Consider the following 25198-nt stretch of genomic DNA (forward strand, 5'->3'; position numbering starts at 1 on the left):
GCCCTCACCCGCCGAGGAAGCCGAGGATGTCCCTGTCCCCGCGCTCGCGGAGCCTGGCCAGCACCTCCTCGCGGGTGGCCGTGTCGGGCATGCCGATGCGGGCCCCGATCAGCCGCAGGCCCTCCATCTCCGAGTGCACCGGCGCGGTGTAGCCGATGAGGTACAGCGCCCGGTTCAGCGGCGGCATCGCCACGGCGGCCGCGGGCAGGTAGCGGGTCAGCAGCTCGCCGCCGTCGGAGACGGTCAGGAACACGTGGTCGCCCTCGCTCGCCTTGAAGTCGGCCAGCACGTTGCGGATCGACCCCATGGTCGGCTGGTTGTGCCAGCTGATCACCACGTCGCCCGACGGCGTAGAGGCGGTCAGCGAACCGCCGGGAGCCATGCCCAGGTAGGCGGCGAACCCCGTCGGCAGGGGCGAGCCCGAACCGCGCAGGTGCTCGGCGTTGACGTCCACGCGGTGCCACCAGCGGCCGTCGCGGGAGCGGAAGCTGCGCCGCGTCTCGGAGACGTCCTTGCGCGGCTGGTACGGCTCCGACTCCCCGGTGGGCGACGTGCCGGCCACCCTGATCCAGCCCCGCTGCGTGCGCTCGAACCCCGGGCCGCCCGAGTAGGCGCGCACCGAGCTCTCGCTCACGTCGTAGCGGGAGGTCAGGTTCGTCACGATCGTGCTCACCGAGGCCTCGCCGCCGGCCCGCTCGATCTCCCTGGCGATCATCTCCCTGATGCCCAGGTACTCGTCGCCGCCCCACCTGGTCAGCCCGTACTTGTTCCGGTCCACCCGGCGGAAGCGCTCGTCGGCGGTGAGCTGGTTGCGGATGCCGACCAGGCTGTAGTCCTCGCCGATGCGTTCCTGGATCTCCTCGGGCGCCAGCGGCGTGCCCGCCACCGCCAGCACCGCCTCGGCCTTCTCGTTGATGCTGCGCGGCCAGGGCACCACGTGCCGGCCCAGCACGCGAAGCTGCGGCACGGCCAGGATCCACCGCTCGGCGACGTCTTCACGGACGCCGAGCTGGGACACCATGGACACCGCCTCGCCGAGCGGACGCGGCCCGTCGGCGAAGAGCTGCCGCGTCTTCTCCCGCAGTTCGTCGGCCCCGCCGGAGACCAGCCATCCGTCGGCCTGCTCGTAGCCGGTCAGCAGCGTACGGACGAACCGCCACGCGGGGATGCCCAGCGTGCGCAGGTCGCCGCGGTGCCACGGGACGGCGGCCGCGAGGTCGTCGGCCGGGACCGCGGACCCCAGCCTGCCCCTCAGCCACGCCACGTGCGCCACCAGCGCCGCCGCCTCCGGCGAGCCCAGCCACGCCTCCACGTGGTCGCGCAGGTCACGCTCGATCTGCCTGATCCGCTCGCGCGTGACCGAGAAGCGCTGCGCCAGCTCGTCGAGCGTGGCGCGCTGCGCCGCGTAGAGCCGGTCGCGGGCGATGGCGCGCTGCCGCTCGTCGAGGGCCGCGAACACCGCGTCGATCAGCTCGGGCAGGGGCTTGTCGGGCCTGGACGGGGCGGGCACTGCGGCGGGCGCGGGTTCGAGCAGCCGCTCGAACACACCGCTGAACAGCTTCTGCACCACGTCCTTGCCCAGCGACTCCGGAGTGCGCTCGGCCTCGGCGGGGTCGCTGAAACGCAGCAGCGGCAGGATGTCGCCGAGCAGCAGGTGCCCCCAGCAGGCCACGGCCAGATCGGCCAGGTGACCCGCCACGGTCTGCGTCCCGACGATCGCGCACGCGCGGTCGAGGGGGATCGCCTGCCACCAGGCCTCGGGCAGCTGGGGCTCCTCCACGATCGGCGCGATCTGACCAGGGGAGGTCCAGCGCAGGGGTGGCGCGAGGTCGCTCAGGCTGAGGTTCATTGAGGTCCAACCGGCAAAGGGAAGATATCCGCAGTTCAGACTATGTGATCAGGGGGACAGAAATGGGCTCCCCCTTCCGGAATGCGAGATATAGAGCATCGTTCGGGCCCGTGTGCAGGCGACGAACAGTATGCTCCGCTCGCGTTGCAGCGCTCGGGCCCGCGCGGCGGGCTCCTCGGGCAGCGACCCGGGCACCACGCCCTCCGCCACGCCGACGAGTGCCACCCGGTCGAACTCCAGCCCCTTGAGATGCTGGAAGGTCGCCACACGCACGTCCAGCCCGTCCAGGGCCTCGCGGGCGGCGCGGGCCAGCGTGGGGGTGCGCGCGCCGACGGCGATCTCGCCCTCCGGCACGCCGTCCGCCAGCCAGCCGCCGACCGTGGTGCGCAGCCCGGCCAGTTCGGACTCGGGCGTGTCGTAGGACCGGATCACCGGCCGCCGGCCGTTGTGCGTGGCGCGGTAGCCGTACAGCTCGGCCACGCCCTTGACCAGGCCGTTCGCCGGGCCGCCGCCGCGCAGCCGGACCACGTAGGACAGGATCTCCTGCGGCAGCCGGTAGGAGATGCGCAGGTCGTGCTGGACGGCCGGGATGCCCACCGCGCCGAGCGCCACCCGCGTGTCGGTCACCCGCTGGTGCGGGTCGCCCACCACGAACAGGTCGTCGTGCGCGTGCGGCGCCGCCGCCCGCAGCAGCCGCCACTGCGCCGGGCTGATGTCCTGCGCCTCGTCCACCACGATGTGCCGGTACGGCTTGCGCCCCGGTTCCACGTCGTCCAGCAGGTCGCCGGTCGTGATCGACAGGAGCCTGATCGCCTCGTCGGTGAGCTGGGCCAGCGACCGGGCCCCCGGGCCGACCAGGGGAGGACGGCGTCCCTCCGCGTCGGTGACGATCCGCATGGCCAGGCGCTCGGCGTTGTCCACCTCGACGCGCTTGCGCACGCTCTCGTCGTCGATCAGCACGTCCAGGCGGCCGGACAGCTCCTCGGCCAGCCCCTGCGAGAACGTCACCAGCAGCACCGGCCCGCTGCCGCGCGCCGCCAGATAGGCCGCCCGGTGCAGGGCGATGATCGTCTTGCCGGTGCCCGCGCCGCCCACGACCAGCACCGGCTGCTCGTACCGTCCGGTCCTGGCCAGCCGGTGCTGCGTCGGATGCAGGAACGTGCACCAGTCCGGGGCCCCGAGCACCCGGTCGAGCTCCACCTTGTCGGCCGCGAACACCGCGCGGTCCGGGCTGCGCAGCAGCGCCGCGTGCAGGTCGTCGGGGTCGATCGCGCCGGGCTCCTCGTCCCGGGCGCGCCAGTTGTCCAGCTCCCGCCACGCCTCCGACAGCGTGCCGCCCCGGGCCAGCACGGCCAGCGGCGCGTGCTGCGTGGGCGGCAGCAGCGGTTCGAGCGCGGCCACGTCGGCCTCGGTGGAGATCAGCCTGACCAGGGGCAGCGCGTGCACGTCGATGCCGAGCGCGAGCAGGTCGCCGTCGCATATCTGCTCGAACAGCCGCGACGGGCGGGCCGATCTGCGTAAGGCGGGCTCGACCCGTTCCAGGGTCTCGGCGTCCCACTCCTCGACGACGCCGATCACCGGGTTGACGCCGTACCGGTGCCGCTGGGCGTACGACCAGGCCTCGGGGTCGGGACGTACGGACAGCAGCCAGTAGACGTCACGCTGCCGGACCACCACGCCGCGATGCCCGTCGGCCAGGCGCAGCGTCGCGACCTTCGCGTCCCGGCAGCCCCGCACCCGCTCGGGATGCGGGGCTCCGGACACGTTCAGCAGGAAACGGCGCAGCGCGACCACGGCGTCCCTGCGCACCGGCTGAGCCAGTGCGCCGAGCTCCCCTGGGAAGTCAGGGCCGATCGCGAGCCGCGGCACGGGCGGTCAGTCCAAGAGGGCGAGCAGGTCGCGGTCGCCGCGTTCGCGGAGCCTGGTGAGCAGGTCCGGCAGCCCGACGGGGCCGGTCAGGCCGATCCTCGTCGCGATCACCCTGGCCGCCTGGTCCCGGGTGCCGCCCGGCGCCGTGTAGCCGACCAGGCGCAGCGCCTTGGTGATGTTCTCGGCGTTCTGGGCGGCGACCGGCAGGTGACGGGCCCGCAGCACGCCCTCGTCCGACAGCGTGAGGAACAGGTGCCCGCCCTCCTTGGCGCCGACGTCCACGAGCAGGCGCTCGATGGACTCCAGCACCGGCCTGCCGTGCCAGGTCATGGTCAGCTCGCCTGCCGCGCTCCTGACCGCCCTGCTCTCGCCGGGGGACAGGCCCAGGTAGGCCGCGAAGCCCGTCGGGAGGGCACACTCGCCGCCGGCGAGCTGCTCGGCGGTCACGTCGATCCGCAGCCACCAGCGTCCGTCCGGCTGGCGGAAGCAGCGCCTGGTCTGGGAGACGTCCTTGAGCGGCTGGTACGGCTTGTTCTGCTCCCCGCCGTTGGCCTCCACGGGCGGCGGGGCCGGCGTGAACGCCTGGAACTGCGGCGGGCCGGGCGGAGGCGGGGGCGGCGGCAGCGGAGGTGGCGGCTGCATCGAGCCGAACGCCGAGTGCGGCTGCTGGAACTCCGCCGGCGGGCGGGGCTGGGCGGTCTGCGCGGGCAGCGTCGCCAGCACGAACTGCCAGGCCGGGACCTCCAGCGCGCGGATCTCCCTGGCGTGCCAGTCGGCCGCGCCGATCAGCTGCTCCTTGGGGGCGGCCGGGCCCAGCGTCCTGCGCAGCTCGTCCAGGTGGGCGCGGTACGGCGCGGCCTCCTCGCTGGCCAGCCAGTGGTCGAGGCGGACGCGCAGCTCCTGCTCGGTGGCGGAGATGTCGGCCGGGGGGACGGCGAACAGCTTGGCGAGCTGGTCGACCGCCGAGGGCTCGTCGGTGAAGACCCGGTTCTGCGCCACGGCCCAGCTCTTGTCGTCGAGCCCGGCGAACGCGGCCTCGATCAGCTCGGGCAGCTCCTGCCCATCCGGCCCATCGGCCTCACCCTGCGAGTCTGCCACGGCGTCCTCGCCGTGAGCCTCATGCTCCGCGACCTCGGCGGGCTCCACTTCCACCAGGGCCTCAGAGACCTCCAGGTGGTCGGCGGGCGCTGCGGCCTGGGCCGGCTCCTCCTCCACCAGGGCTTCAGGGACCTCCGGGTGGTCGGCGGGGACCTCGGGCTCCGCGGCCTCGGCGGGCTCCTCCTCCACCAGGGCTTCAGGGACCTCCAGGTGGTCGGCGGGCGCCGCGGCCTGGGCCGGCTCCTCTCCCGCCGAAGCCTCAAGGACCTCAGGGTGGTCGGCGGGCTCGGGCCGTTCGTCGTGATCGTCCGGCGCGGTCGCCTCCACCGGCTCGGGCTCGGACGCCGGCTCGCCGCCGACGCCCTCGGCCTCCAGCGCCGCCTCCAGCGCGGACGCCTCCTCGGCGGCGGGCTCGGGCGCGGGCTCATCGGCGGCGTCGAGCACGGGCTCCGGTTCGGGCCGAAGCCCCTCCTCGACGACCGGCTCGGAGTCGGCGTCGAGCACCGGCTCGCCGTCGCGCCCCGCACCCTTGTCAGCGGCCCCCTCGTCAGCGGCCCCCTCGTCAGCGGCCCTCTCCGCAGCCAGGTCCTCGGCCGCCACGTCCTCCTCGGGCGCGTCCTCGCCGAACGAGCCCTCATGAAGCGCGGCCTCGGCGACCGCAGGCTCCGGGGCGGGGTGCTCGGCGCCGTGCGGCGCGGGCGTCCGGGGAAGGTCCGCCTCCGCGGAGGCCGGAGCCACCAGCCCCGCCGGTACGTGCGCCTCCACCTGCCGCCCACCCGCGTACGGATGCGCGAGCCGTACGAGCACCGCCCCGAACAGCGTGTTGAGCACCGGCCGAGCCTGGATGAACGGCTGGTCCACCAGCTCCCGCCCGGTCAGCGAGAGCAGCCCCGTCCACGACCCGGCGCGGTCGAGCGCGATGGCGACGGCGGGTTCGTCGGCCTCGTCCGGGTCCAGGACGTGCAGAGCCGGCAGGACGTCACCGACGGCGGCGGCCGGCCAGTGCTCCAGCGCGATCTCCGTCAGCAGCTCGCCCAGCGACTCCGGGCCGATGGCCGTGAGCACCAGCGGCATGGGCAGGCTTCGCCACCACGCGTCCGGCAGATCCGGTTGCCCGGTCAGTAGCGTGATCGTCGACGCGTCGCTCCACCTCAAAGGTGGAACGAGGTCGCTCAGGCAGAAGTTCATCCCGTTCCGTTCACCAGCCCCTCACGCCGCCGGAGCGGCGCAGCCAACATCTCGCCGCCCACGGAACAGACCATAGTCCGGCAAAACAGCCCTACGCATCATGCACTACGCATCAGCGCCGAACAGCGGCAAAGCGTAGACGCACGTAGTCGGCCATCCAGCCCGTCTCCCTGCGCAGCGCGGGCGCGGCCAGCTCGTTGACCCGCCCCAGCAGGGGCTCCACGATCTCCGGCGGCAGCCCTTCGAGCACGGACGAGGCGAACATGCGCACCCAGTCGGCGGCCCCGCCGGGGCACTCGTCGAGCGGGGTCGGCCGGTCGAAGTACTCCAGCAGCCGGACCACGAAGCCCTCCTGCTCCAGCCGTCGCGCGTACTCGGCGGGCGTGGGGAAATACCAGGGCAAATCGGGCTCGCGTAGGCCGTACTCGCGCCAGGCGGTCAGCATCGCGGCGGTCAGCTCCGCGCAGTTGCCCGCGCCGCCCATCTCCGCGACGAACCGGCCGCCCGGCTTCAGCGCCTCGCGGACGTTGGCGATCACGGTGGCGGGGTCGCGGCTCATCCAGTGGAGCGCCGCGTTGGAGAAGACGGCGTCGTACGGGTCGACCACGGTGAAGTCGTGGCCGTCGCCGATGATGAAGTCGATCCCCGGGTACTGGGCCAGCGCCTTCTCGATCATCGCGGCGGAACCGTCGATGCCCAGGACGTCCGCGCCCCTGAAGGCGATCTGCGCGGTCAGCACCCCGGTGCCGCACCCGAGGTCGAGCACGCGCTCCCCGGGCTGTGGGTCGAGCAGGTCGACCAGCGGCGCGCCCTGGGTGGAGACGTACCCGAAACTGCTGTCGTAGGCGCGACTGTTCCACCGCTCCAAGCTCGGTGCGTCGTATCGCAAGACGATCAGCTCACATTCGTCAGACATCGGGCCCCCGTGGCCGTGCTGTCCGTTCACTTTAGAGCCTGATCGCCTCTACGACATATCAAGTCACAACGGACTCATCCCACGCTCTTGCTCCATTCCCGCTTGAGGTACGCCTTTGCCGCGTCCGTCTGCGGGATCGTCATGAGCACGGGAGGCCCGGCGGCCTTGGGCAGCCGGGCGGCCTGCTCGGCGTCGAGCTTGCCCTTCATGAGCATGGCCTCGCCGCGCGCCGGACGGGCGTAGCCCTTCTGGAGCAGGTTCTGGCCCTCGTCGGAGAACAGGAACTCCTGCCACAGCCGCGCGGCGGCCGGATGAGGAGCGGTCTTGCTGATCGCCTGGACGTGGTACCCGCCGAACGGCGCGTCCCGCGGGATCGTCACCTCCCAGGAGTCGGCGTGGTCGGCGCTGCGGGTCGCGTTGAGGTGGTCCCAGTCGATGATCACGTTCGCCTTGGCCGGTTCGACGAGCTGCCCGGCCTGCTTGAGCTTGGCGAACAGGTCCACCCCCTGCCGGGCGTCCGGCGCGGACCCGGCCTTCATGGACGCGGCCATCACGCCGCCGAACGCCGCCGCCGAACGCAGCGGGTCGCCGTCGAGCGCGACGCGGTAGCCGGGCTTGAGCAGGTCGGCGAAGGAGGCCGGGGCCTTGACCTCGCGCGGGTCGTAGCCGATGGACATGTAGCTGCCGTAGGCGCCGTACCAGGCGCCCTTGGGGTCCTTGACGTGGTCGGGCAGGTCCTGCCAGCCCGTCACCTTGTACGGCGCGAACTGGTCGGCCCCGTAGACGGCCATGTCCAGGGTGAGATCGAACACGTCCGGCTTGAGCTGGGCGGCGGCGTCGAGCTCACGCTTGCTGCTCGCGCCCGGTTCCAGCTCGTTGACCTTGATGCCGTACTTGTCGGAGAAGGTGTCGAGGATCTCGCCGTAGTTCACCCAGTCGTGCGGCAGGGCGATCACGGTGAGCTGGCCCTCGTGCTTGGCGGCCTCGGCCAGGCGTTCCATCGTGCCGAAGCCCTGCTTCAGCGAGACGGCCCGGACGTTGAGCGGCGGCAGGTCCTTGGCCCCCGCGGACGTGGACTGGGACGTTGACGCGCCGCATCCGGCGCTGGCGAGAATGGCTGCTACGGCGGCGCAGATACGAACGGTCACACAACGAATACTTACCGTTACTTCGCCCGAGGTCGAGGAGGCGCGACCGGAACGACCTTGGCCGCGACCAGCGATTCCTCGTCGATGTCCACCAAAGTGCCGTCCCGCTTGCGAACGCGCAACACGCCGCCGGTCCACGATTCGAGTACGCCCACAGCGTCCCGGAAGCCTCCGGGAACCCGTCTGCGCGTGGTGATCCGTGCGCCTATGTCCTGAGTTGTGATCGCGACGACGAGGCGTGCGGCCATGAGTTTGCCACCCTCCGTTTCGGCCAGCTGGCAAGCACGGCAATACTAGGGCGTAGCAAACCGCGGTCAGAGTCGGTGCCATGGTGCGGAGAAAAAGGAGCTCGAGGTGACCTACGTCATCGCGCAGCCTTGCGTGGACGTCCTGGACAAGGCGTGCATCGAGGAGTGCCCCGTCGATTGCATCTACGAGGGCGAGCGCATGCTTTACATCCACCCCGACGAGTGCGTGGACTGCGGCGCGTGCGAGCCTGTGTGCCCCGTCGAGGCCATCTTCTACGAGGACGACCTTCCCGAGCAGTGGAAGGACTTCTACAAGGCGAACGTGGACTTCTTCGAGGACCTCGGCTCGCCCGGAGGCGCCTCGAAGGTCGGCAAGATCGAGAAGGACCACCCGGTGGTGGCCGCGCTGCCGCCGCAGGGCGAGGACCACTAGCGAGTCGCGTGCGCCGGGGCCGTCCACATCGGGCGGGCCCCGTGCGCCCGCGTGCGCGACAGGCGTGTACGGCCACGAGCGACCCTGGAGAACCGTGAACAAGCTGCCCGACTTCCCCTGGGACCGGCTCGAACCGTACAAGGAACGCGCCCTCGCGCACTCCGACGGCATCGTCGACCTCTCGGTCGGCACGCCCGTCGACCCGGTGCCCGAGGCCGTCCAGCAGGCTCTGCGCGAGTCGGCGAACAGCCCCGGCTACCCGCTGACCCACGGCACACCGGCCCTGCGCGAGGCCGCCGCGGGCTGGCTGCGTCGCCGCCACGGCGTCACGGTCGACCAGCAGGACGTGCTCCCGCTGATCGGCTCCAAGGAGTTCGTCGCCTGGCTGCCCACCTACCTGGGCGCCCGGCGGGTGGTCTTCCCCGAGCTGGCCTACCCCACCTACGACGTGGGCGCCCGGCTCGCCGGCGCGACCGCCACCGCCTCCGACAGCACCCTGTCGGTCGGCCCCGAACACGTCGACCTGCTGTGGATCAACTCCCCGGGCAACCCGACCGGGCGCGTGCTGCCCGCCGAGCACCTGCGCAAGGTGGTCTCCTGGGCGCGCGAGCGCGGCACGGTCGTGGCCTCCGACGAGTGCTACATCGAGCTCGGCTGGGAAGAGCGGCCGGTCTCCATCCTCCATCCCGACGTCTGCGGGGGCTCCCACGAGGGGCTGCTCGCCGTCCACTCGCTCTCCAAGCGCTCCAACCTGGCCGGCTACCGGGCGGGGTTCGTGACGGGCGACCCCGTCCTGGTCAAGCGGCTGCTGGAGACCCGCAAGCACGCCGGCATGCTCATGCCGAAGCCCGTCCAGGACGCGATGACGGTCGCGCTCGGCGACGACACGCACGCCGAACGCCAGCGCGAGCTGTACGCGGCCCGGCGCGCCGCGTTGCGTCCCGCGCTGGAGCGGGCGGGGTGGACGATCGACCATTCGACCGCCGGTCTGTACCTATGGGCGTCGAATGGGCAGAACGCCTGGGATCAAGTGAGTAAGCTTTCCGAAATCGGGATTTTGGTCGCGCCGGGAGACTTCTACGGATCGGCTGGTGAACGGCACATCCGCGTCGCGGTCACCGCGACCGACGAACGCATCAGTGCGGCCGTGCGCCGCCTCCAGTAGGATCGCCCGTCGTAGCGCACGGACAAATTGAAAAAGGCGTCTGCCGAGACAGACCGCGAGTGGAGCGAGCTATTCGATGAGCATGACCTCCATGGTCGTACTCGGGCTGAGCATCGCCACCGTCCTGTTGCTGCTGGGGGCGTTCCTGGCCACCATGCGGCAGGACAGGAGGGGCCGGGCGAGCGCGCCGCCGCCGGTCGAGGTCGCCCCGGTCGAGACCCCGCTGCCGGCGCCGGTCGAGGTCCCCGGGCATGCCGGCACCGACTACGCCGACCCTCGCACCATTCAGGTCGCCGACCGGATCGAGGTGCACGGCACCCCCTACCGCGTGCTCGGCGCGATGTACGTCTCCTGGCAGGGCCACCAGTGGATCGAGTACCTGCTGCGCGACGTCGCCCGCCGCCGCCTGTGGCTCTCGGTCGAGGTGCGCGAGGGCAAGTCCGCGGGCGAGGCGTCCCATCTTGAGGTGCTGCTCTGGACCGAGGTGCCCACGCAGGGCATGGTCCCGGCGAAGAGCATGCTGATCATGGAGGGCGTCGAGTTCTTCCCGGTGCAGCGCGGCACCGCGGCCTTCAGGGGCGAGGGCGAGACCGGCAACCCCGAACGCGGCCTGCTCGACTTCGCCGACTACCACGCCTCCGACGGCCGCCTGCTCTCCTTCGAGCGCATCCAGGGCCACCCCTGGAGCGCCAGCTACGCCCAGCCCCTGCCGCCGGGCTCGATCACCATCGTCACCCGCGCCACCTGACGTCCCCGTGACGGGAGGTCACGACAGCTCGACCTCCCCGTCGCCGGCCTTGCCGCCCTGCTTCCAGCCGTCCGCGTCGACGTCGTTGACCCAGGTCGCGCCGCTGTAGCCGACGCGCCGCAACTGGTACTTCTCCGCGTACGCCACCGACCAGGACGCCACCAGCCAGCCCCGCTTCTTCGTCGTGATCGCCGTGTCGCCGAGCGCCCTGGCGAGCTGCTTGCGCGCCTCGGCCGTCCTGGCCTGCGGCGCGGGCGTCTTCTTGGCCGGCGGGTACCAGCAGTGGACGGCCTTGGGCACCCGGCCGGTGAAGGCGGCGGCCAGGAGCTTGGCGTCCTGCTCGTGCTGCGCGTACGCGTAGCCGCCCGCCGAGCGCTGCACCTCCTGGGCCGCCTCGGCCAGCGGCAGCTTGCGGTAGTTCTTGACCTTGACCAGCGCGGCGAAGAACTTGTTGCTGGCGTAGACGGGGTCCATGAGCTGCTTCTTGCGCCCCCAGCCCTGCGACTCGCGCTGCTGGAACACGCCCACCGAGTCGCGGTCGCCCCAGTTGAGGTTGCGCAGCTTCGACTCCTGCAGCGCGGTGCCGTACGCGATCACGACGGCCCGCTCGGGCAGGCGGCGGCGGGCCGCGACGGCGGCGATGGTGGCCGAGACCTGCGCCTGCTCCGGATCGAGGGACAGAACGCCCTCGGGGGTGCGCACCATGCAGTACGCCTCCGGGAGGACCAGCGGCGTGGCCCGCCTGAGCAGGAGATAGAGCCCCACGGAGACGCCGACGGCGAGGATCACGACGATGATCGCTATGGTCAGGACTCCACGGGAGAAGCGCAGGCGCACCCTGAAGAACCTACCTGGCCGGATAAGCTCCGTGGCCATGAGTCACGTGATGTCCCCGGTGGTGGACGAGCTGTGGGAACGACGCGCGGAGCTGTCCCCGGCCGACGTGGAGGCGCGCATCGAGGTGGTCGGCGCCGTCGACCTGCTGGACAAGGGCGAGGCGAGGGTCGCGCGCCTGGTGGGCGGCGAGGTGGTGGTCGACGAGCGGGCCAAGCGCGCCATCCTGCTCAGCTTCCGGCTGCTGGGCATGGCACGTTCCCAGGTGGGCGACTTCCAGCACCACGACAGGGTGCCGCTCAAGACGTCCTTCGAGGGTGTGCGGGTGGTGCCGGGAGCCATCGCGCGCTGGGGCTCGTACCTGGCGCCGGGGGTGGTGCTGATGCCGTCGTTCACGAACATCGGCGCGTACGTGGACTCGGGGACCATGGTCGACACGTGGGCCACGGTGGGCTCATGCGCCCAGATCGGCAAGAACGTGCACCTGTCGGGCGGAGTGGGCATCGGCGGCGTCCTGGAGCCGCCCGGCGCGGTGCCGGTCGTCGTGGAGGACGACGCGTTCATCGGCAGCCGCTCGATGATCGTCGAAGGCGCGCGGGTGGGCCGCGGCGCGGTGATCGGCGCGGGCACGATCCTGTCCGGCACGATCCCCGTGATCGACGTGCAGACGGGCGAGGAGCTGGCCCGGGGCAGGGTGCCCGACTGGTGCGTGGCGGTCGGCGGCACCCGGCAGAAGGAGTTCCCCGGCGGCACGTTCGGGCTGCCGTGCGTGCTGGTGATCAAGCGTCTGGAGCCCGAGCAGCGGCACGACAAGGCGGCACTCAACGAGGTGCTGCGCGAACATGGAGTGAACACCTGATGCTGGACCTGACACAGGACGTACGCGCGCTGACCGCCGCGATCGTGGACATCGAGTCGGTGAGCGGCGGCGAGAAGGCCCTGGCCGACGCGGTCGAGCAGGCGCTCACCGCGCTGCCGCACCTGACGGTCGACCGCTCCGGCGAGACCGTCGTCGCCCGCACGAACCTGGGCCGGGCCGAGCGGGTGCTGATCGCGGGCCACCTCGACACGGTCCCGGTCGCGGCCAACCTGCCCAGCCGGGTGGAGGGCGACCTGCTCTACGGCTGCGGCACCTCCGACATGAAGGCGGGCGTGGCGGTCGCGCTGCGGCTGGCGGCCACCGTCCCGGCCCCCAACCGCGACGTGACGTACGTCTTCTACGACTGCGAGGAGATCGAGGCCGAGCGCAACGGCCTGACCAGGGTCGCCAGGGACCACCCCGAGTGGCTGGCGGCCGACTTCGCGGTGCTGATGGAGCCGACCGACGGCGTGATCGAGGGCGGCTGCCAGGGCACCCTGCGCGCCGACGTCACCGTCACCGGCAAGCGCGCCCACAGCGCGCGGTCGTGGTTCGGCGTCAACGCCGTCCACGGCATCGAGCCGGTGCTGGCCAGGCTCAACGCCTACGAGGCGCGGCTGCCGACGGTCGACGGGCTGGAATACCACGAGGGGCTCAACGCGGTCGCGGTGCGCGGCGGCGTGGCGGGCAACGTCATCCCCGACGAGTGCGTGGTCACGGTCAACTACCGCTTCGCCCCCGACCTGACGATCGAGCAGGCCGAGCAGCACGTGCGCGAGGTGTTCGAGGGCTACCGGGTCAGCTTCCTCGACGCGGCGCCCGGGGCCAGGCCGGGCCTGACGCATCCCGTGGCCGCCGCCTTCACCGCCGCCGTCGGCGGCACGCCGCGCGCCAAACTGGGCTGGACGGACGTCTCCCGCTTCTCCGCGCTCGGCGTCCCGGCGGTGAACTACGGTCCCGGCGACCCCAACCTGGCGCACCAGCAGGGCGAGTACGTGTCGCTGCCGAAGATCGTCGAGAGCGAGCGGGCCCTGCTGAACTGGCTGACCAAATGAAAGTGGCTTTCCTCGCCGGCCATTTGGCGGGGAAAGCCACTTTCAGTCCCGAGCAGCACCCTCGGCAGTTAGACGCAGGGGGGTCGAAATTCGGTTCCCTGCTTTTTCCAAGTTTTTTTCGGCGCCTTCATCTGGCCTTCGACCTGGGCGTTCATCCTCGAAGTGCGCTCTTCGGGGTGCGCGGCCGGAGGCGAGAACGACGCCGCGGGCCGGTACGGAGAGGACTAGCGTGACCAGCATGGAACACAAGCAACGAGCCGAACGCCGTCAGGGGCAGGCGGTCGTGCGCGGGAGTCTCGTCCCCAGCTCCACCCACGACCAGCGGCTGCTCGACCGGCAGGGCCCGTCCGACTGGGTGCACATGGACCCGTGGCGGGTGCTGCGCATCCAGGCCGAGTTCGTGGAGGGGTTCGGCCAGCTCGCCGAGCTGCCCGCGGCGATCACGGTCTTCGGCTCGGCCCGCACCCCCGAGGGCACCCCCGAATACCAGATGGGCCGGCGGCTCGGCCGGGCGCTGGCCGAGTCCGGCTACGCGGTGATCACGGGCGGCGGGCCGGGCGTCATGGAGGCGGCCAACCGGGGCGCCTCCGAGGTCGAGGGCGCGGTGTCGGTCGGGCTCGGCATCGAGCTGCCGTTCGAGCAGAGCATGAACGACTACGTCGACCTCGGCATCGAGTTCCGCTACTTCTTCGTGCGCAAGACGATGTTCGTCAAGTACTCGCGCGGCTTCATCGCCCTGCCCGGCGGCTTCGGCACGCTCGACGAGCTCTTCGAGGCGCTGACGCTGGTCCAGACCCACAAGGTCACCTCGTTCCCGGTCGTGCTGATGGGCTCGGAGTTCTGGGGCGGCCTGCTCGACTGGATCAAGAGCGCCCTGCTCGGCACCGGCAAGATCGCCGCCCAGGACCTCGACCTGATCTCCGTCACCGACGACCCCGACGAGGCCGTGCGGATCATCGCCGACTCCGACCGGGCCCGCTCCCGCCAGCGGGAGGAGGAGCTGGAGGCCGCCGCCGCCCAGACCGCGGAGCCGCAATAGGCTGTCGGCCCGTGAACATTTGCGTCTTCTGCGCCTCCAGCCTCCGCATCGACAGGAAGTACGTCGACCTGGCCGCGGAGGTGGGCGCCGAGCTCGCCAGGCGTGGCCACACGCTGGTGAGCGGCGGCGCCACGGTCTCGTGCATGGGCGCGGTCACCTCCGCCGCCCGTGCCGCAGGCGGGGTCACGGTCGGCGTGATCCCGCAGGTGCTGGTGGACGTCGAGGTGGCCGACACCGACTCCGACGAGCTGATCGTCACCGCCGGGATGCGCGAGCGCAAGGGCGTCATGGACGCCCGCTCCGACGCCTTCCTCGTGCTGCCCGGCGGCATCGGCACCCTGGAGGAGCTGTTCGAGATCTGGACGGCGCGGGTGCTCGGCATTCACGACCGTCCCCTGGTCATCCTCGACCCCTGGGGCCTGTACGAGCCGCTGCGGCAGCTCGTCTCCGGCATGCACGCCGAGGGCTTCACCCGGGCCGACGTCTTCGACGCGATCTCCTGGACCACCACGGTCGAGGAGGCGTTCGCGCACCTCGAAGCGCGTCCCCAGCCGGTCCGTCCGAGCATCGCCGAGCTGGGGGAGGCCACCGGCTGACCAGCGTGCCCCGATTACCCACACTTGTGGTAGATCGCTGAACGCGCTCCACCATATGAGTACGATGCCAATGTGCTGGTCATACTCGCCATCGCCGCGATCGCCATCCTGGCCTGCGTGGTCCTGGTCTCCCTCGGCAGAGGCGGGGAGCTGACCGAGTTCCCGCCGGACGTCCCGCCGCTCGACCTGCCCGAGGCCGGACAGCTCACGGCGGTCGACTTCATGGCGCTCCAACTGCCGGTCAACCTGGTCGGCTACCACACGCAGAGCGTCGACGAGACCCTGCGCCGGGCCGCCCAGGCCATCAGCGCCCGCGACACCAGGATCGCCGTGCTGGAGCAGCGGGTGTCGGAGCTGCTGTCCAGTCGGCTGCACGCGCGCCAGGAGATCTACGCCGCGCCGGGGGCCGGGCTGCGCACCGACCACGAGCCGGAGGCGCCGACCATGCCCAGGGAGCTGCCGGAGTCCGGCGACCCGGTCACGTCGAGCGGCGCGTCGGTGGAGTGGGAGGGCGAGCCGGAGCTGCGCGACCCGTCCGAGGAGCCGGAGTGGCGCGTCCCGGAGAAGAAGGACGAGCCCGAGAAGGACGAGCCCGAGAAGGACGAGCCCGAGAAGGACGAGCCCGAGAAGGACGAGCCCGAGAAGGACGACGACAAGTCCGTGCCCGCCACGCTGAGCAAGGACGAGGACAAGGACGAGCGCCCGTGACCGAGCTCATCCGCTGCACCTGGCCGGGCATGGCCGACCCGCTGTACATCACCTACCACGACGAGGAGTGGGGCCGCCCGGTCAAGGGCGACGACGAGGTCTTCGAGCGTGTGGCGCTGGAGGCGTTCCAGTCGGGCCTGTCGTGGCTGACGATCCTGCGCAAACGGGAGAACTTCCGCGCCGCCTTCGACGGCTTCTCCACCGTGAAGGTGGCCGCCTACACCGAGCACGACGTCGAACGGCTGCTCGGCGACCCCGGCATCGTTCGCAACCGGGCCAAGATCGAGGCCGTGATCGGCAACGCCAGGGCCGCGCTCGACCTGCCCGAGGGCCTGTCGGAGCTGGTGTGGCGCTTCGCCGACCCCGACTCGCCGGTGCCCCGGACGATGGCCGACGTGCCCGCGATCACCCCTGGCTCCAAGGCCCTGGCCAAGGAACTGCGCAGGCACGGGTTCAAGTTCGTCGGCCCGACCACCGCGTACGCGCTGATGCAGGCGATCGGGTTGGTCAACGACCACATCGAGGGCTGCCTGGCCCGCTGAGCAGCACCAGACCGTCCCATGACGCCCCGGCTGACCGGCCGCCTGCCCGCGTGCCTCTCGGGGGGTCTCAGCGGCCCCTGAACACCGGCCGCTCCTTGGCCAGGAAGGCGCGGGTGGCGTCCTGGTGGTCCTGGGTGGCCACGCACGCGTCCTGGAGATCGGCCTCCAGCGCCAGGGAGTCGGCCAGCGCGTGCGTGGCGGAGTGGGCCAGCGCGCGCTTGGTGGCGGCGTAGGCCGCGGTCGGCCCGGCGGCCAGGCGTACGGCCAGCTCGTGGGCGGTCTTCGGCAGGTCGTCGGCGGGGACCACGCGGGTGACCAGGCCCAGGCCGAGCGCGGTGGCCGCGTCGATCGGCTCGCCGAGCAGCAGCAGCTCGGCCGCGCGGCCCCGGCCGACCAGGCGCTGCAACGTCCAGGACGCGCCGGAGTCGGGGGCCAGCCCGATGCCCGCGAACGCCAGCGCGAACTTGGCCTTGTCGGAGGCGATCCGCAGGTCGCAGGCGAAGGCCAGGGCCGCGCCCGCGCCCGCCGCGACGCCGTTGACCGCCGCCACGACCGGTTTGGGCATGGTCGCGATCAGCTCGACGATCGGGTTGTAGTGCTCGCGCACGGTGTCGGCCAGGCCGCGGCCGGCGGCCAGGTTGTCGGCGTGCTCGCGCAGGTCCTGGCCGGCGCAGAAGGCCCGGCCCGAGCCGGTGAGCAGCACCGCCCTGACCTCGGGGTCGGCCGCCGCCCTGCCCACCGCCTCCAGCAGCGCGGCCTTGGTCTCGGCCGTGAGCGAGTTCATCGACTCCGGCCGGTCGAGGGTGACGGTGGCGACGGCGTCGGCCATGTCGTAACGGATCACATGAGCTCCCTGTCGACGAACGCGGCGGCTGCGGGCAGCAGCCTGGTGGCCTCCTGCTCGAAGAACGTGCGGGCCTTCTCGCCCGGCCAGCCCGGAGGCAACAGCTCGGCCGGCAGCCCGGGGTCCTGGAACAGGAAGTTACGCCAACCGTGCACGAGTCTGCTCCTGGTGGCGAACACCCGGTCGGGAGGGGCGTCCCCGGGCAGCGCGCTGATCAGCGTGACAGCTTCGGCATGCCAGTGCTCGTACGCCTCGCCGATGGCCCGCAGATCCCAGGCCCGCGCCACCAGCTCGCGCGGGTCGCCCTCCAGCGCCGCGTCGAACCGGTCGGCCCGCACGCCCTCGCCCTCCAGCAGGTTGTCCAGCTCGATGGAGGAGCGCGGCCCGATCCACGTCGTCTCCGACAGGCAGGCGTAGCCGAGGAAGGTGAGGTCGGCCCTGATCCGCTCGCGGCGCTGGCGCTCCCTGACCGGCTCGAAGACGATCACGTGCCAGCGGCCGTGCCAGGCGAGTGTCCCTGATCGGTAAATTCTCAGCGCTGCCTCGTCCAGGCGCCTGACACACTTCGGGGTGAGGCCGTACCCGGGTCCCTGAGGCAGCCGCAGCGGCCGCAGCCAGCCCTGCCGGACCATCCGCGAGACCGCCGTCCGGACGGCCGGAGCCGCTATTTCCAGGGGCTTCATGAGCCGTACGAGCGCGGCCACGGTCGCCTGTCCGCCGCGCGAGCGCAGGTGGTCTCCGTACAGGTCGAAGAGAGCGGCGCGAGCGTGCACGAAGTCCAGTTTGGACGCCATCGCCAGCCTCGACAACGCATTCTGGGAGGAGATCGTTACCCATGAGGGCTCTCGATGCGGGAGAATAGGACATCACAGAAGACGTGAATGCGCCGACCACCCCCTCGGGCGGTCGGAAATCGCGGGCCGCGGGAGCCCAAGGCAGGAAGGGATGCACGCATGGCGGCGATGAAGCCGCGGACCGGCGATGGTCCGCTCGAGGTCACCAAGGAAGGGCGCGGCATAGTCATGCGGGTCCCTCTCGAAGGTGGCGGCCGGCTCGTCGTGGAGATCTCCGCCGACGAGGCAAAGGCGCTCGGCGAGGCGTTGAAGAACGTCGTCGGCTGAGAGCTCCCGAGACAACCTGATCCTCCGACCCTGGCGTAAGTCCGGCGCCAGGGTCGCCGACGTTTGGAGGGTTCCGTGCCCATCGAGACCACCGCCGCCGCGGTCGCCGAGGTCCCTGAGGGTGCCGAGCTGCTGGCCGTGCCCTACGCCTCAGACCTGCGCCCCGCGGTCGAGCCGCACGCCGAGCTGCACCTGCCGGTCGCCGATCTGCTGGCCCACTACGAGGCCAAGGGAGAGGCGGGCGAGATCGTCGAGGTGCCGGTGGCACGGGCCGGCGGGGTCGGGCGCGTCCTGCTCTACGGCGTGGGCGACGGCTCGCCGCGCGCGCTGCGCAGGGCGGGCGCCGCGCTGGCGCGCAAGGTCAAGGGCCGCGACACGCTGACCGTGGTGCCGCCCGAGGGCGACGTCGCCGCGTTCGCCGAGGCCGCGCTGCTGGCCGGGTACACCTTCAAGATCGGCAAAGAGGGCAGGAAGGGCGTGCGGGCGATCGAGCTCGCCGGCGCCGACGAGGAGCAGGTCCGGCGGGCCGGGGTCGTGGCGGAGGCCGTCGCGCTGGCCCGCGACCTGGCCAACATGCCCTCCTCGGTCAAGCATCCCGCCTGGCTCGCCGAGCGCGCCGCCGAGCAGGGCCTGCCGGTGCGGGTGTGGGACGAGGAGCAGCTCCAGGCCGAGGGATTCGGCGGCATCCTGGCCGTCGGGCGCGGCTCGGTGCGGCCGCCCCGGCTCATCCAGCTCTCCTACGTCCCCGAGCAGCCGGCCGAGCGGCACGTCGTGCTGGTGGGCAAGGGCATCACGTTCGACTCGGGCGGCCTGTCGCTCAAGCCGACCGAGAACATGAAGACCCAGAAGACCGACATGGCGGGCGGCGCGGTGGTGATCGCCGTGCTCGCCGCGCTGGCCAGGCTGGGCGCCCCCGTACGCGTGACGGGCCTGATCGCCGCCGCCGAGAACATGCCGTCCGGCACCGCCCAGCGTCCCAGCGACGTCATCAGGCACTACGGCGGCCGCACGGTCGAGGTGCTGAACACCGACGCCGAGGGCCGGCTCGTGCTGGCCGACGCCCTGGCCTACGCCGACGCCGAGCTCGACCCCGACGCGGTCGTGGACATCGCCACCCTGACCGGGGCCATCTCGGTGGCCCTCGGCCGGAACGTCGGCGCCGTCTACGCCTCCGACGAAGACCTGGCCGCCCAGCTCGTGGCGGCCGGGCAGGCCAGCGACGACCGGCTCTGGCGCATGCCGCTGATCGACGACTACGCCCCGGCCCTCGACTCGTCGATCGCCGACCTGGCCAACGTCGAGAGCGGGTCCCGCTACGGCGCGGGTTCGATCACGGCGGCGCTGTTCCTGCGGGAGTTCGCGGGCAAGCGTCCGTGGGCGCACCTCGACATCGCCGGGGTCGGCCGCAGCACGGTCGACGAGGGCGTCCTGACCAAGGGCGCGACCGGGTTCGGCGTGCGCGTGCTGCTGGAGTGGCTGACCCGGGGCTACTGAGCGATCTTGACGGCGGCCAGCAGGCCGTCGCCCAGAGGCATCAGCACCGAGCGCAGCCGGTCGTCGCCCTGCACCAGCTTGCCGAGCTCGCGCAGCGAGACCGTGTCGGGGTCGCGCCGCGTGGGGTCGGCCACCCGGTCGTGCCACAGCGCGTTGTCGAAGGCCACCACGCCGCCCACGCGCAGCAGGCGGACCGCCTCGGCGAGGTAGTCGACGTACTCCTGCTTGGCGCCGTCGGCGAAGACCATGTCGTAGCCGCCGTCGGACAGCCGGGGCAGCACGTCGAGCGCCCGGCCCGAGATCAGCCGCACCCGCCCGCCGGAGAAGCCCGCCTCCGCGAACGCCTGCCGGGCCAGGCGCTGGTGCTCGGGCTCGACGTCGACGCTGGTCAGCGTGCCGTCGCCACGCATGCCGCGCAGCAGCCACAGCCCCGAGACGCCGCAGCCGGTGCCGATCTCGACGACCGACTTGGCGTTGACGACGGTGGCGAGGAAGCAGAGCGCGGCCCCGCCCCCGGGAAGGATGGGCACCGCACCCATCTCCAGCCCGCGCTGACGCGCCGCGTGCAGGAGCTCGTCCTCGTGATGGAACTGCTCCGCATAGGCCAGAGTGGCCTCCGCTGGACTGGTCATCGGCCTCCTCCCCCCGCTTTCGTGCGATTGGTCACCGATCGCAGCCTAGGGGAGTCACGCCGGGACGGGAACTCAGGACGGTCCGAAGGCGTTGCAGGTTTAAACGGGCTTTGCCGGTCCGGAAGGCAGGCAGTGCGCACGAAGGGACGAAACCAGGCACTATGACGGTAGCGGTGGTCCCAGAGAGAGGAGTGCTGGTGGACGAAAGCGACCACCAGGCGGATACTCCCGTGTCGTCTGATTGGACGCCTCCCACATGGGAGGAAGTGGTGCGGACTCACTCCGCACGTGTGTACCGGCTGGCGTACCGGCTTACCGGCAATGTCCACGATGCCGAGGACCTCACGCAGGAGGTCTTCGTCAGGGTCTTCAGGTCGCTGTCGAGCTACACCCCCGGCACGTTCGAGGGATGGCTGCACCGGATCACGACGAACCTGTTCCTCGACATGGCGCGGCGCAAGCAGCGCATCCGGTTCGAGGGGCTGGCCGACGACGCCGCCGAGCGGCTGCGCGGCCGTGAGCCGTCGCCGGCGCAGGCGTTCGACGACGCCCACCTGGAGCCCGATATCCAAGCCGCCCTCGACGCGCTCGCCCCCGAGTTCCGGGCCGCGATCGTGCTGTGTGACATCGAGGGTCTGTCCTACGAGGAGATCGCGGCCACGCTCGGCGTCAAGCTGGGTACGGTCCGAAGCCGTATTCACCGTGGCCGGGCGCAGTTGCGGGAGGCGCTCGACCATCGGGCCCCCCGTACTACCCAACTCCCCCCGACCGTGATCAATGGGGAGGAAGTCTGATATGGCTCATCTTGGAGAGCGCGTCTCCGCGCTCGTGGACGGAGAGCTGAACCACACCGAGCGCGATCGCGCGCTCGCCCACCTGACCTTCTGTGCTGACTGCCGGCGCGAGGTCGAGTCGATGCGGGCGCTGAAGTCGCGCCTGCGGTCGCTCGACGGCCCGGCGATGCCGGCCGATCTGACCATGTCGCTGCTGCGCATGGCGGAGCCCGGTGGGCCGCTGCCGCCGAGGGAGCGCCCTTTCCCTACCCGTACGTTCGGGGGAGTGCCCATTCCTGGGCCCCACAGCATCGCGCCCCTGGACAACCGCCCGCGCAGGGACGCCACCGGTGGGGCCGCGGGCCCTGGTCGGGGCGGTAGGCGGCGCGGGGCCTACGTCGCGGTGGGCATGGTGTCCGCCGCCGTGGCGCTCGGCACGTTCTTCGCGGTCTCGGGCACGGGGAGCCACACCCCGTCGCCGCCGGTCGAGCTCTGGCGGGTCCAGCAGTCGCCGGCCACCAGCGCGCCGCCCACCGCCACGCCCTGAATCGGGGGCTCGCCTGGAATACTCGGGTGGCGTAGTCGACGATGCTTGGGGCATACGATCTGGGTTCGGGATTTGTCGCAAACAAAGCCTTTTATGACCCTCGTATGCCGCAAGAGCGAAGATTGCGGCGGCCGAGCAAGGAGTGGTGAGACGTAGATGACCGACGAGACGCGTTCGGGCGAAGGACGCACGACGTCGGACTTCCCCGAACCACAGGGGCGGCCGGAGTTCCTGCCCGCCGACGAGCCGGGCGAGCGGGCCGAGCAGGCCGAGCCGACCGAGCCGCGGTCGGACCCGCCCGCCTCGTTCGGCGCGTCCTGGGGCGACCCGTCGGGCCGTTCCGAGAGCGCGGGCGTGCCGCCGTACGAGCCGTCGAGTCGTACCGAGAGTGTGCCGCCGTACGAGCCGTCGGGTCGTTCTGAGGGTGTGCCGCCCTATGAGGGGGGCACGCGGGCCTACGAGGGGCCGTCCTTCGAGAGTCCCGGCGGGCCGCGCGGGTTCGAGAGCCCCGGCGGCACGCGGGTCTACGAGAACCCGTCCTTCGGGCCGGCCGAGACCGGGCCGCGGCCGATGCAACCGCCACCCTTCATGGGCGCGTACGGCGGTCACCAGCCGCCGCCGCCTCGTCAGGCCCTGGGCATGGGCCCGGGATGGGCGCCGCCGCCGGCCGGGCCCGGCGCGGGCGCGCTGCCCAGGCGCGGGCTCAACCCCGGCGCGCTGATCGCGATCGCCGTGGCCATCGCCCTGGTCGCCTCCGTGCTCGGCAGCCTTGGAACGTACCTGCTGACCAGGTCGGGCAGCAGCGGCACCGACCCCTCCTACAGCCTCGGCCCCGCCCCGACGGGCGCGACCAACAGGGCGCCCGACTCGGTGGCCGGCGTGGCCGCGCGGGTGCTGCCGAGCGTCGTCTCGCTGGAGGTCGGCAACGGTGCCAACACCGAGGGCGCCTCCGGCTCCGGGTTCCTGATCAAGAACGGCTACGTGGTGACCAACAACCATGTGGTCGCCATGGCCGCCAAGGGCGGCGAGATCAAGATCATGTTCAACAACCGCAAGACCACCGCGGGCCGCATCGTCGGCCGCGACCCCGGCTCCGACCTGGCCGTGGTCAAGCCCGAGGAGACCTTCGGCACGCCGGAGATCACCCTCGGCAACTCCGACCAGGTCGTGGTGGGCGACCCGGTGATCGCCATCGGCTCGCCGCTCGGCCTCAGCGGCACGGTCACCACGGGCATCGTCAGCTCGCTCAACCGTCCGGTCATCGCCGGCGACGAGACGGGCGCCGCCACCGAGGAGCCCGCCTACATCAGCGCCATCCAGACCGACGCCGCCATCAACCCCGGCAACTCCGGCGGCCCGCTGGTGAACGGCCGGGGCGAGGTGGTCGGGGTGAACTCGGCCATCGCCACCCTCAGCCGTTCGGTGAACAGCCAGAGCGGCAGCATCGGCCTGGGCTTCGCGATCCCGGTGAACCAGACGCGGCGCGTGGCCGAGGAACTGATCACCACGGGCAAGGCCAAGCGTCCGAAGATCGGGATCGTGCTGGACAAGGACTACAAGGGCCAGGGCGTGCGCATCGCCTCCGAGCCCGCCGAGGGCCGCCAGCCGGTCGACGCCAACGGTCCCGCCGACAAGGCCGGGCTGAAGGCGGGCGACGTCATCCTGGAGGTCGACGGGCTGGCGTTGCAGGACGGCAACGAGCTGATCGCCCTGATCCGCAGCAAGGCGCCGGGCGCCAAGCTCACCGTCAAGTACCAGCGTGCCGGCCAGGAGCGCACCGCCACCCTCACCATCGTCGCCGACGACCTGCCGGCCCCCACCCCGTCCTGAGTGATATGACCCAGGGGGGACGGTCCGGCCACGGGCTGGAGCCCTTAGTCTGTGGAGAGGATTGTGGACTGCGGGTAGGAGCGTACGGTGTTCGGACTCGGGTGGATGGAGGTCGGAGCGCTGATCGTCATCGCGCTCCTGGTCTTCGGTCCTGACAAGTTGCCGCAGGCCGCCTCGCAGGCGGGCAAGACACTGCGCAACCTGCGGCGCATGGCCAACAACGCGCGCGACGACCTGAGGGCGGGTCTCGGGCCGGAGTTCCAGAACTTCGACCCCGCCGACCTCAACCCGAAGAACTTCGTCCGCAAGCACCTTCTCGACGACCTTGAGGACGACTGGAACGGCCGGTCCAAAGACCTGGAGCCGGCCGGTGTGGGGGCCTACGACGCGCCTGAGCCGCCGTCGGAGCTCGCCGTTGGCGAGTTGCCCCCCTACGACTCCGAGGCCACCTGACACACCCTGCAGACGCGGGACGGGCCCGCTCAGCGAAAGCTGAGCGGGCCCGTCGGCGTTCTGGGTCAGGAGCGGTTGGGCGAGAGGCCCAGCTGCATGCCCTTGATGCTGGAGGAGCGCTTGCTCAGACCGGCGGCGATCTTCCGCAGCTCCGCGGCGGCGGGCGAGTCGGGGTCGGTCAGCACCAGCGGCTTGCCCTCGTCGCCGCCCTCGCGCAGGCGCAGGTCGATCGGCACCTGGCCGAGCAGCGGGACGCGGGCGCCCAGCGTACGGGTCAGGGCGTCGGCGACGGTCTGGCCGCCGCCCTCGCCGAACACGGCCACCCGCTCGTCGCAGTGGGGGCAGGGCAGCCACGACATGTTCTCGATGACGCCGGCGATCTGCTGGTGGGTCTGGGCGGCGATCGAACCGGCCCGCTCGGCCACCTCGGCGGCGGCCTGCTGCGGCGTGGTCACCACCAGGATCTCCGCCGACGGCAGCCGCTGCGCCACCGAGATGGCGATGTCGCCGGTGCCCGGCGGCAGGTCGAGCAGCAGGACGTCGAGGTCGCCCCAGTAGACGTCGGCCAGGAACTGGTGGAGCGCCCGGTCGAGCATCGGCCCGCGCCACACGACCGGCGTGTTGCCCTCGGGCTTGAACATGCCGACCGAGATGACCTTGATGTCATGCGCCGACGGCGGCATGATCATGTCCTCGACCTTGGTGGGCCGCTCGGCGGCGCCCAGCATGCGAGGGATGCTGTGACCGTAGATGTCGGCGTCGACGATGCCGACCTTGAGGCCGCTGGAGGCCATCGCGGCGGCCAGGTTGACGGTGACCGACGACTTGCCCACGCCGCCCTTGCCGCTCGCGACGGCGAAGACGCGGGTCAGCGAGCCGGGCTGGTTGAAGGGGATCTCCTTCTCCGGCCCCCGGTCGCCCCTCAGCTTGGTCTGGAGGGTCTTGCGCTGCTCGGTGCTCATGACGTCGAGCTCGATCTGGACGTCCGTCACGCCGCCGACCTTGCCGACCGCCGTCTTCACGTCGCGGGTGATGGTGTCCTTCATCGGACAGCCTGACACGGTGAGGTAGACGCCCACCCGGACCGCGCCGTCGGGGGCGATCTCGATGTTCTTGACCATGTCGAGGTCCGTGATCGGGCGACGGATCTCGGGGTCGATGACGGTGGCGAGGGCGGCCGTCACCTGTTCCTGGGTTGGTGCCATCGAA

26 protein-coding genes are annotated in these 25198 nt (G+C 71.7%); 14 read left to right on the forward strand and 12 right to left on the reverse strand.

The window, feature by feature from the left end; genetic code table 11:
• Window positions 1-4: 4 nt before the first annotated feature.
• The 6 genes from ACWCSU_RS39870 to ACWCSU_RS39895 form a co-directional block, all read right to left on the reverse strand.
• Window positions 5-1849 carry a sigma factor-like helix-turn-helix DNA-binding protein gene (locus ACWCSU_RS39870; protein WP_449941976.1) on the reverse strand — a complete coding sequence of 615 codons (1845 nt, stop codon included), beginning with the start codon at window positions 1847-1849 and terminating at the stop codon, window positions 5-7.
• A 48-nt stretch (window positions 1850-1897) separates the two neighbouring features.
• Entirely contained in the window at window positions 1898-3718 is a 1821-nt protein-coding gene (locus tag ACWCSU_RS39875) for a UvrD-helicase domain-containing protein (RefSeq protein WP_357704239.1), read from the reverse strand.
• Window positions 3719-3724: 6 nt separating this feature from the next.
• Window positions 3725-5890: a hypothetical protein gene (locus ACWCSU_RS39880; protein ID WP_449941977.1), complete on the reverse strand. Its 2166-nt coding sequence runs from the start codon at window positions 5888-5890 to the stop codon at window positions 3725-3727.
• A 226-nt stretch (window positions 5891-6116) separates the two neighbouring features.
• Entirely contained in the window at window positions 6117-6893 is a 777-nt protein-coding gene (locus tag ACWCSU_RS39885; RefSeq protein WP_357704243.1) for a class I SAM-dependent methyltransferase, read from the reverse strand.
• A gap of 101 nt (window positions 6894-6994) precedes the next feature.
• Window positions 6995-8068 carry an ABC transporter substrate-binding protein gene (locus tag ACWCSU_RS39890; protein WP_357704245.1) on the reverse strand — a complete coding sequence of 358 codons (1074 nt, stop codon included), beginning with the start codon at window positions 8066-8068 and terminating at the stop codon, window positions 6995-6997.
• 17 nt (window positions 8069-8085) lie between these two features.
• A complete protein-coding gene (locus ACWCSU_RS39895) occupies window positions 8086-8316 on the reverse strand; it encodes a putative acetyltransferase (protein ID WP_357704246.1) in 231 nt (76 codons plus the stop codon).
• Between the two features lie 106 nt (window positions 8317-8422).
• On the opposite strand from ACWCSU_RS39895, the gene fdxA reads away from it, so the two are divergent.
• The 3 genes from fdxA (at window position 8423) to ACWCSU_RS39910 (ending at window position 10662) form a co-directional block, all read left to right on the forward strand.
• Window positions 8423-8749 carry a ferredoxin gene (gene fdxA / locus ACWCSU_RS39900; protein WP_106240826.1) on the forward strand — a complete coding sequence of 109 codons (327 nt, stop codon included), beginning with the start codon at window positions 8423-8425 and terminating at the stop codon, window positions 8747-8749.
• Window positions 8750-8843: 94 nt separating this feature from the next.
• Complete coding sequence (dapC, locus tag ACWCSU_RS39905) at window positions 8844-9914, forward strand: succinyldiaminopimelate transaminase (RefSeq protein WP_397038580.1); 1071 nt, start codon at window positions 8844-8846, stop codon at window positions 9912-9914.
• A 76-nt stretch (window positions 9915-9990) separates the two neighbouring features.
• A complete protein-coding gene (locus tag ACWCSU_RS39910; RefSeq protein ID WP_449941978.1) occupies window positions 9991-10662 on the forward strand; it encodes a DUF4178 domain-containing protein in 672 nt (223 codons plus the stop codon).
• Between the two features lie 18 nt (window positions 10663-10680).
• Here ACWCSU_RS39910 and ACWCSU_RS39915 read toward each other — a convergent pair whose 3' ends face one another.
• Window positions 10681-11538 (reverse strand): hypothetical protein, encoded by an 858-nt coding sequence (locus ACWCSU_RS39915; protein ID WP_357704253.1) that lies wholly within the window; start codon window positions 11536-11538, stop codon window positions 10681-10683.
• Between ACWCSU_RS39915 and ACWCSU_RS39920 the strand changes: the two genes are divergently transcribed.
• The 4 genes from ACWCSU_RS39920 to ACWCSU_RS39935 all read left to right on the forward strand — a co-directional run bounded on the left by ACWCSU_RS39920 (window position 11537) and on the right by ACWCSU_RS39935 (window position 15045).
• Window positions 11537-12355 carry a 2,3,4,5-tetrahydropyridine-2,6-dicarboxylate N-succinyltransferase gene (locus tag ACWCSU_RS39920; RefSeq protein WP_357704255.1) on the forward strand — a complete coding sequence of 273 codons (819 nt, stop codon included), beginning with the start codon at window positions 11537-11539 and terminating at the stop codon, window positions 12353-12355. The genes ACWCSU_RS39915 and ACWCSU_RS39920 overlap by 2 nt on opposite strands.
• Window positions 12355-13410 carry a succinyl-diaminopimelate desuccinylase gene (gene dapE / locus ACWCSU_RS39925; protein ID WP_397038583.1) on the forward strand — a complete coding sequence of 352 codons (1056 nt, stop codon included), beginning with the start codon at window positions 12355-12357 and terminating at the stop codon, window positions 13408-13410. Before ACWCSU_RS39920 ends, dapE begins: the two co-directional genes overlap by 1 nt.
• 238 nt (window positions 13411-13648) lie before the next feature.
• The gene (locus ACWCSU_RS39930) at window positions 13649-14449 is read left to right on the forward strand and encodes an LOG family protein (RefSeq protein WP_449941979.1); all 801 of its coding nucleotides are present in this window, start codon (window positions 13649-13651) and stop codon (window positions 14447-14449) included.
• An 11-nt stretch (window positions 14450-14460) separates the two neighbouring features.
• Entirely contained in the window at window positions 14461-15045 is a 585-nt protein-coding gene (locus ACWCSU_RS39935) for an LOG family protein (RefSeq protein ID WP_364098720.1), read from the forward strand.
• Between the two features lie 389 nt (window positions 15046-15434).
• On the opposite strand, the gene ACWCSU_RS39940 is transcribed toward ACWCSU_RS39935, so the two are convergent.
• Window positions 15435-15812: a pentapeptide repeat-containing protein gene (locus ACWCSU_RS39940; protein WP_449942018.1), complete on the reverse strand. Its 378-nt coding sequence runs from the start codon at window positions 15810-15812 to the stop codon at window positions 15435-15437.
• On the opposite strand from ACWCSU_RS39940, the gene ACWCSU_RS39945 reads away from it, so the two are divergent.
• Window positions 15750-16295 (forward strand): DNA-3-methyladenine glycosylase I, encoded by a 546-nt coding sequence (locus tag ACWCSU_RS39945; protein WP_357704264.1) that lies wholly within the window; start codon window positions 15750-15752, stop codon window positions 16293-16295. The two genes, ACWCSU_RS39940 and ACWCSU_RS39945, sit on opposite strands and share 63 nt — an antisense overlap.
• 67 nt (window positions 16296-16362) lie before the next feature.
• Here ACWCSU_RS39945 and ACWCSU_RS39950 read toward each other — a convergent pair whose 3' ends face one another.
• Window positions 16363-17124: an enoyl-CoA hydratase-related protein gene (locus ACWCSU_RS39950; protein ID WP_364098796.1), complete on the reverse strand. Its 762-nt coding sequence runs from the start codon at window positions 17122-17124 to the stop codon at window positions 16363-16365.
• A gap of 11 nt (window positions 17125-17135) precedes the next feature.
• The gene (locus ACWCSU_RS39955; protein ID WP_357704266.1) at window positions 17136-17933 is read right to left on the reverse strand and encodes a PaaX family transcriptional regulator; all 798 of its coding nucleotides are present in this window, start codon (window positions 17931-17933) and stop codon (window positions 17136-17138) included.
• A 159-nt stretch (window positions 17934-18092) separates the two neighbouring features.
• Here ACWCSU_RS39955 and ACWCSU_RS39960 point away from each other — a divergent pair, with 159 nt between their 5' ends.
• Complete coding sequence (locus tag ACWCSU_RS39960; RefSeq protein WP_020545024.1) at window positions 18093-18260, forward strand: DUF3117 domain-containing protein; 168 nt, start codon at window positions 18093-18095, stop codon at window positions 18258-18260.
• Window positions 18261-18335: 75 nt separating this feature from the next.
• Entirely contained in the window at window positions 18336-19754 is a 1419-nt protein-coding gene (locus ACWCSU_RS39965) for a leucyl aminopeptidase (RefSeq protein ID WP_449941980.1), read from the forward strand.
• Here ACWCSU_RS39965 and ACWCSU_RS39970 read toward each other — a convergent pair.
• Window positions 19748-20386, reverse strand: coding sequence for an O-methyltransferase (locus ACWCSU_RS39970; RefSeq protein WP_357704270.1), 639 nt, complete (start codon window positions 20384-20386; stop codon window positions 19748-19750). The genes ACWCSU_RS39965 and ACWCSU_RS39970 overlap by 7 nt on opposite strands.
• Before the next feature lie 161 nt (window positions 20387-20547).
• Between ACWCSU_RS39970 and sigE the strand changes: the two genes are divergently transcribed.
• The 4 genes from sigE to ACWCSU_RS39990 all read left to right on the forward strand — a co-directional run bounded on the left by sigE (window position 20548) and on the right by ACWCSU_RS39990 (window position 23989).
• Window positions 20548-21180 (forward strand): RNA polymerase sigma factor SigE, encoded by a 633-nt coding sequence (gene sigE / locus ACWCSU_RS39975; protein ID WP_357704272.1) that lies wholly within the window; start codon window positions 20548-20550, stop codon window positions 21178-21180.
• A gap of 1 nt (window position 21181) precedes the next feature.
• Window positions 21182-21706, forward strand: a complete 525-nt coding sequence (locus tag ACWCSU_RS39980) for an anti-sigma factor family protein (protein WP_449941981.1) — start codon at window positions 21182-21184, stop codon at window positions 21704-21706.
• A 156-nt stretch (window positions 21707-21862) separates the two neighbouring features.
• Window positions 21863-23536 carry a trypsin-like peptidase domain-containing protein gene (locus tag ACWCSU_RS39985; RefSeq protein ID WP_357704276.1) on the forward strand — a complete coding sequence of 558 codons (1674 nt, stop codon included), beginning with the start codon at window positions 21863-21865 and terminating at the stop codon, window positions 23534-23536.
• A gap of 87 nt (window positions 23537-23623) precedes the next feature.
• Window positions 23624-23989 carry a sec-independent translocase gene (locus ACWCSU_RS39990; protein ID WP_357704278.1) on the forward strand — a complete coding sequence of 122 codons (366 nt, stop codon included), beginning with the start codon at window positions 23624-23626 and terminating at the stop codon, window positions 23987-23989.
• Window positions 23990-24054: 65 nt separating this feature from the next.
• Here ACWCSU_RS39990 and ACWCSU_RS39995 read toward each other — a convergent pair whose 3' ends face one another.
• On the reverse strand, window positions 24055-25194 hold the full coding sequence (locus ACWCSU_RS39995) for an Mrp/NBP35 family ATP-binding protein (RefSeq protein WP_357704280.1): 1140 nt from the start codon (window positions 25192-25194) through the stop codon (window positions 24055-24057).
• Window positions 25195-25198 lie beyond the last annotated feature (4 nt).

The sequence above is a fragment of the Nonomuraea sp. NPDC001699 genome, from assembly GCF_053596455.1.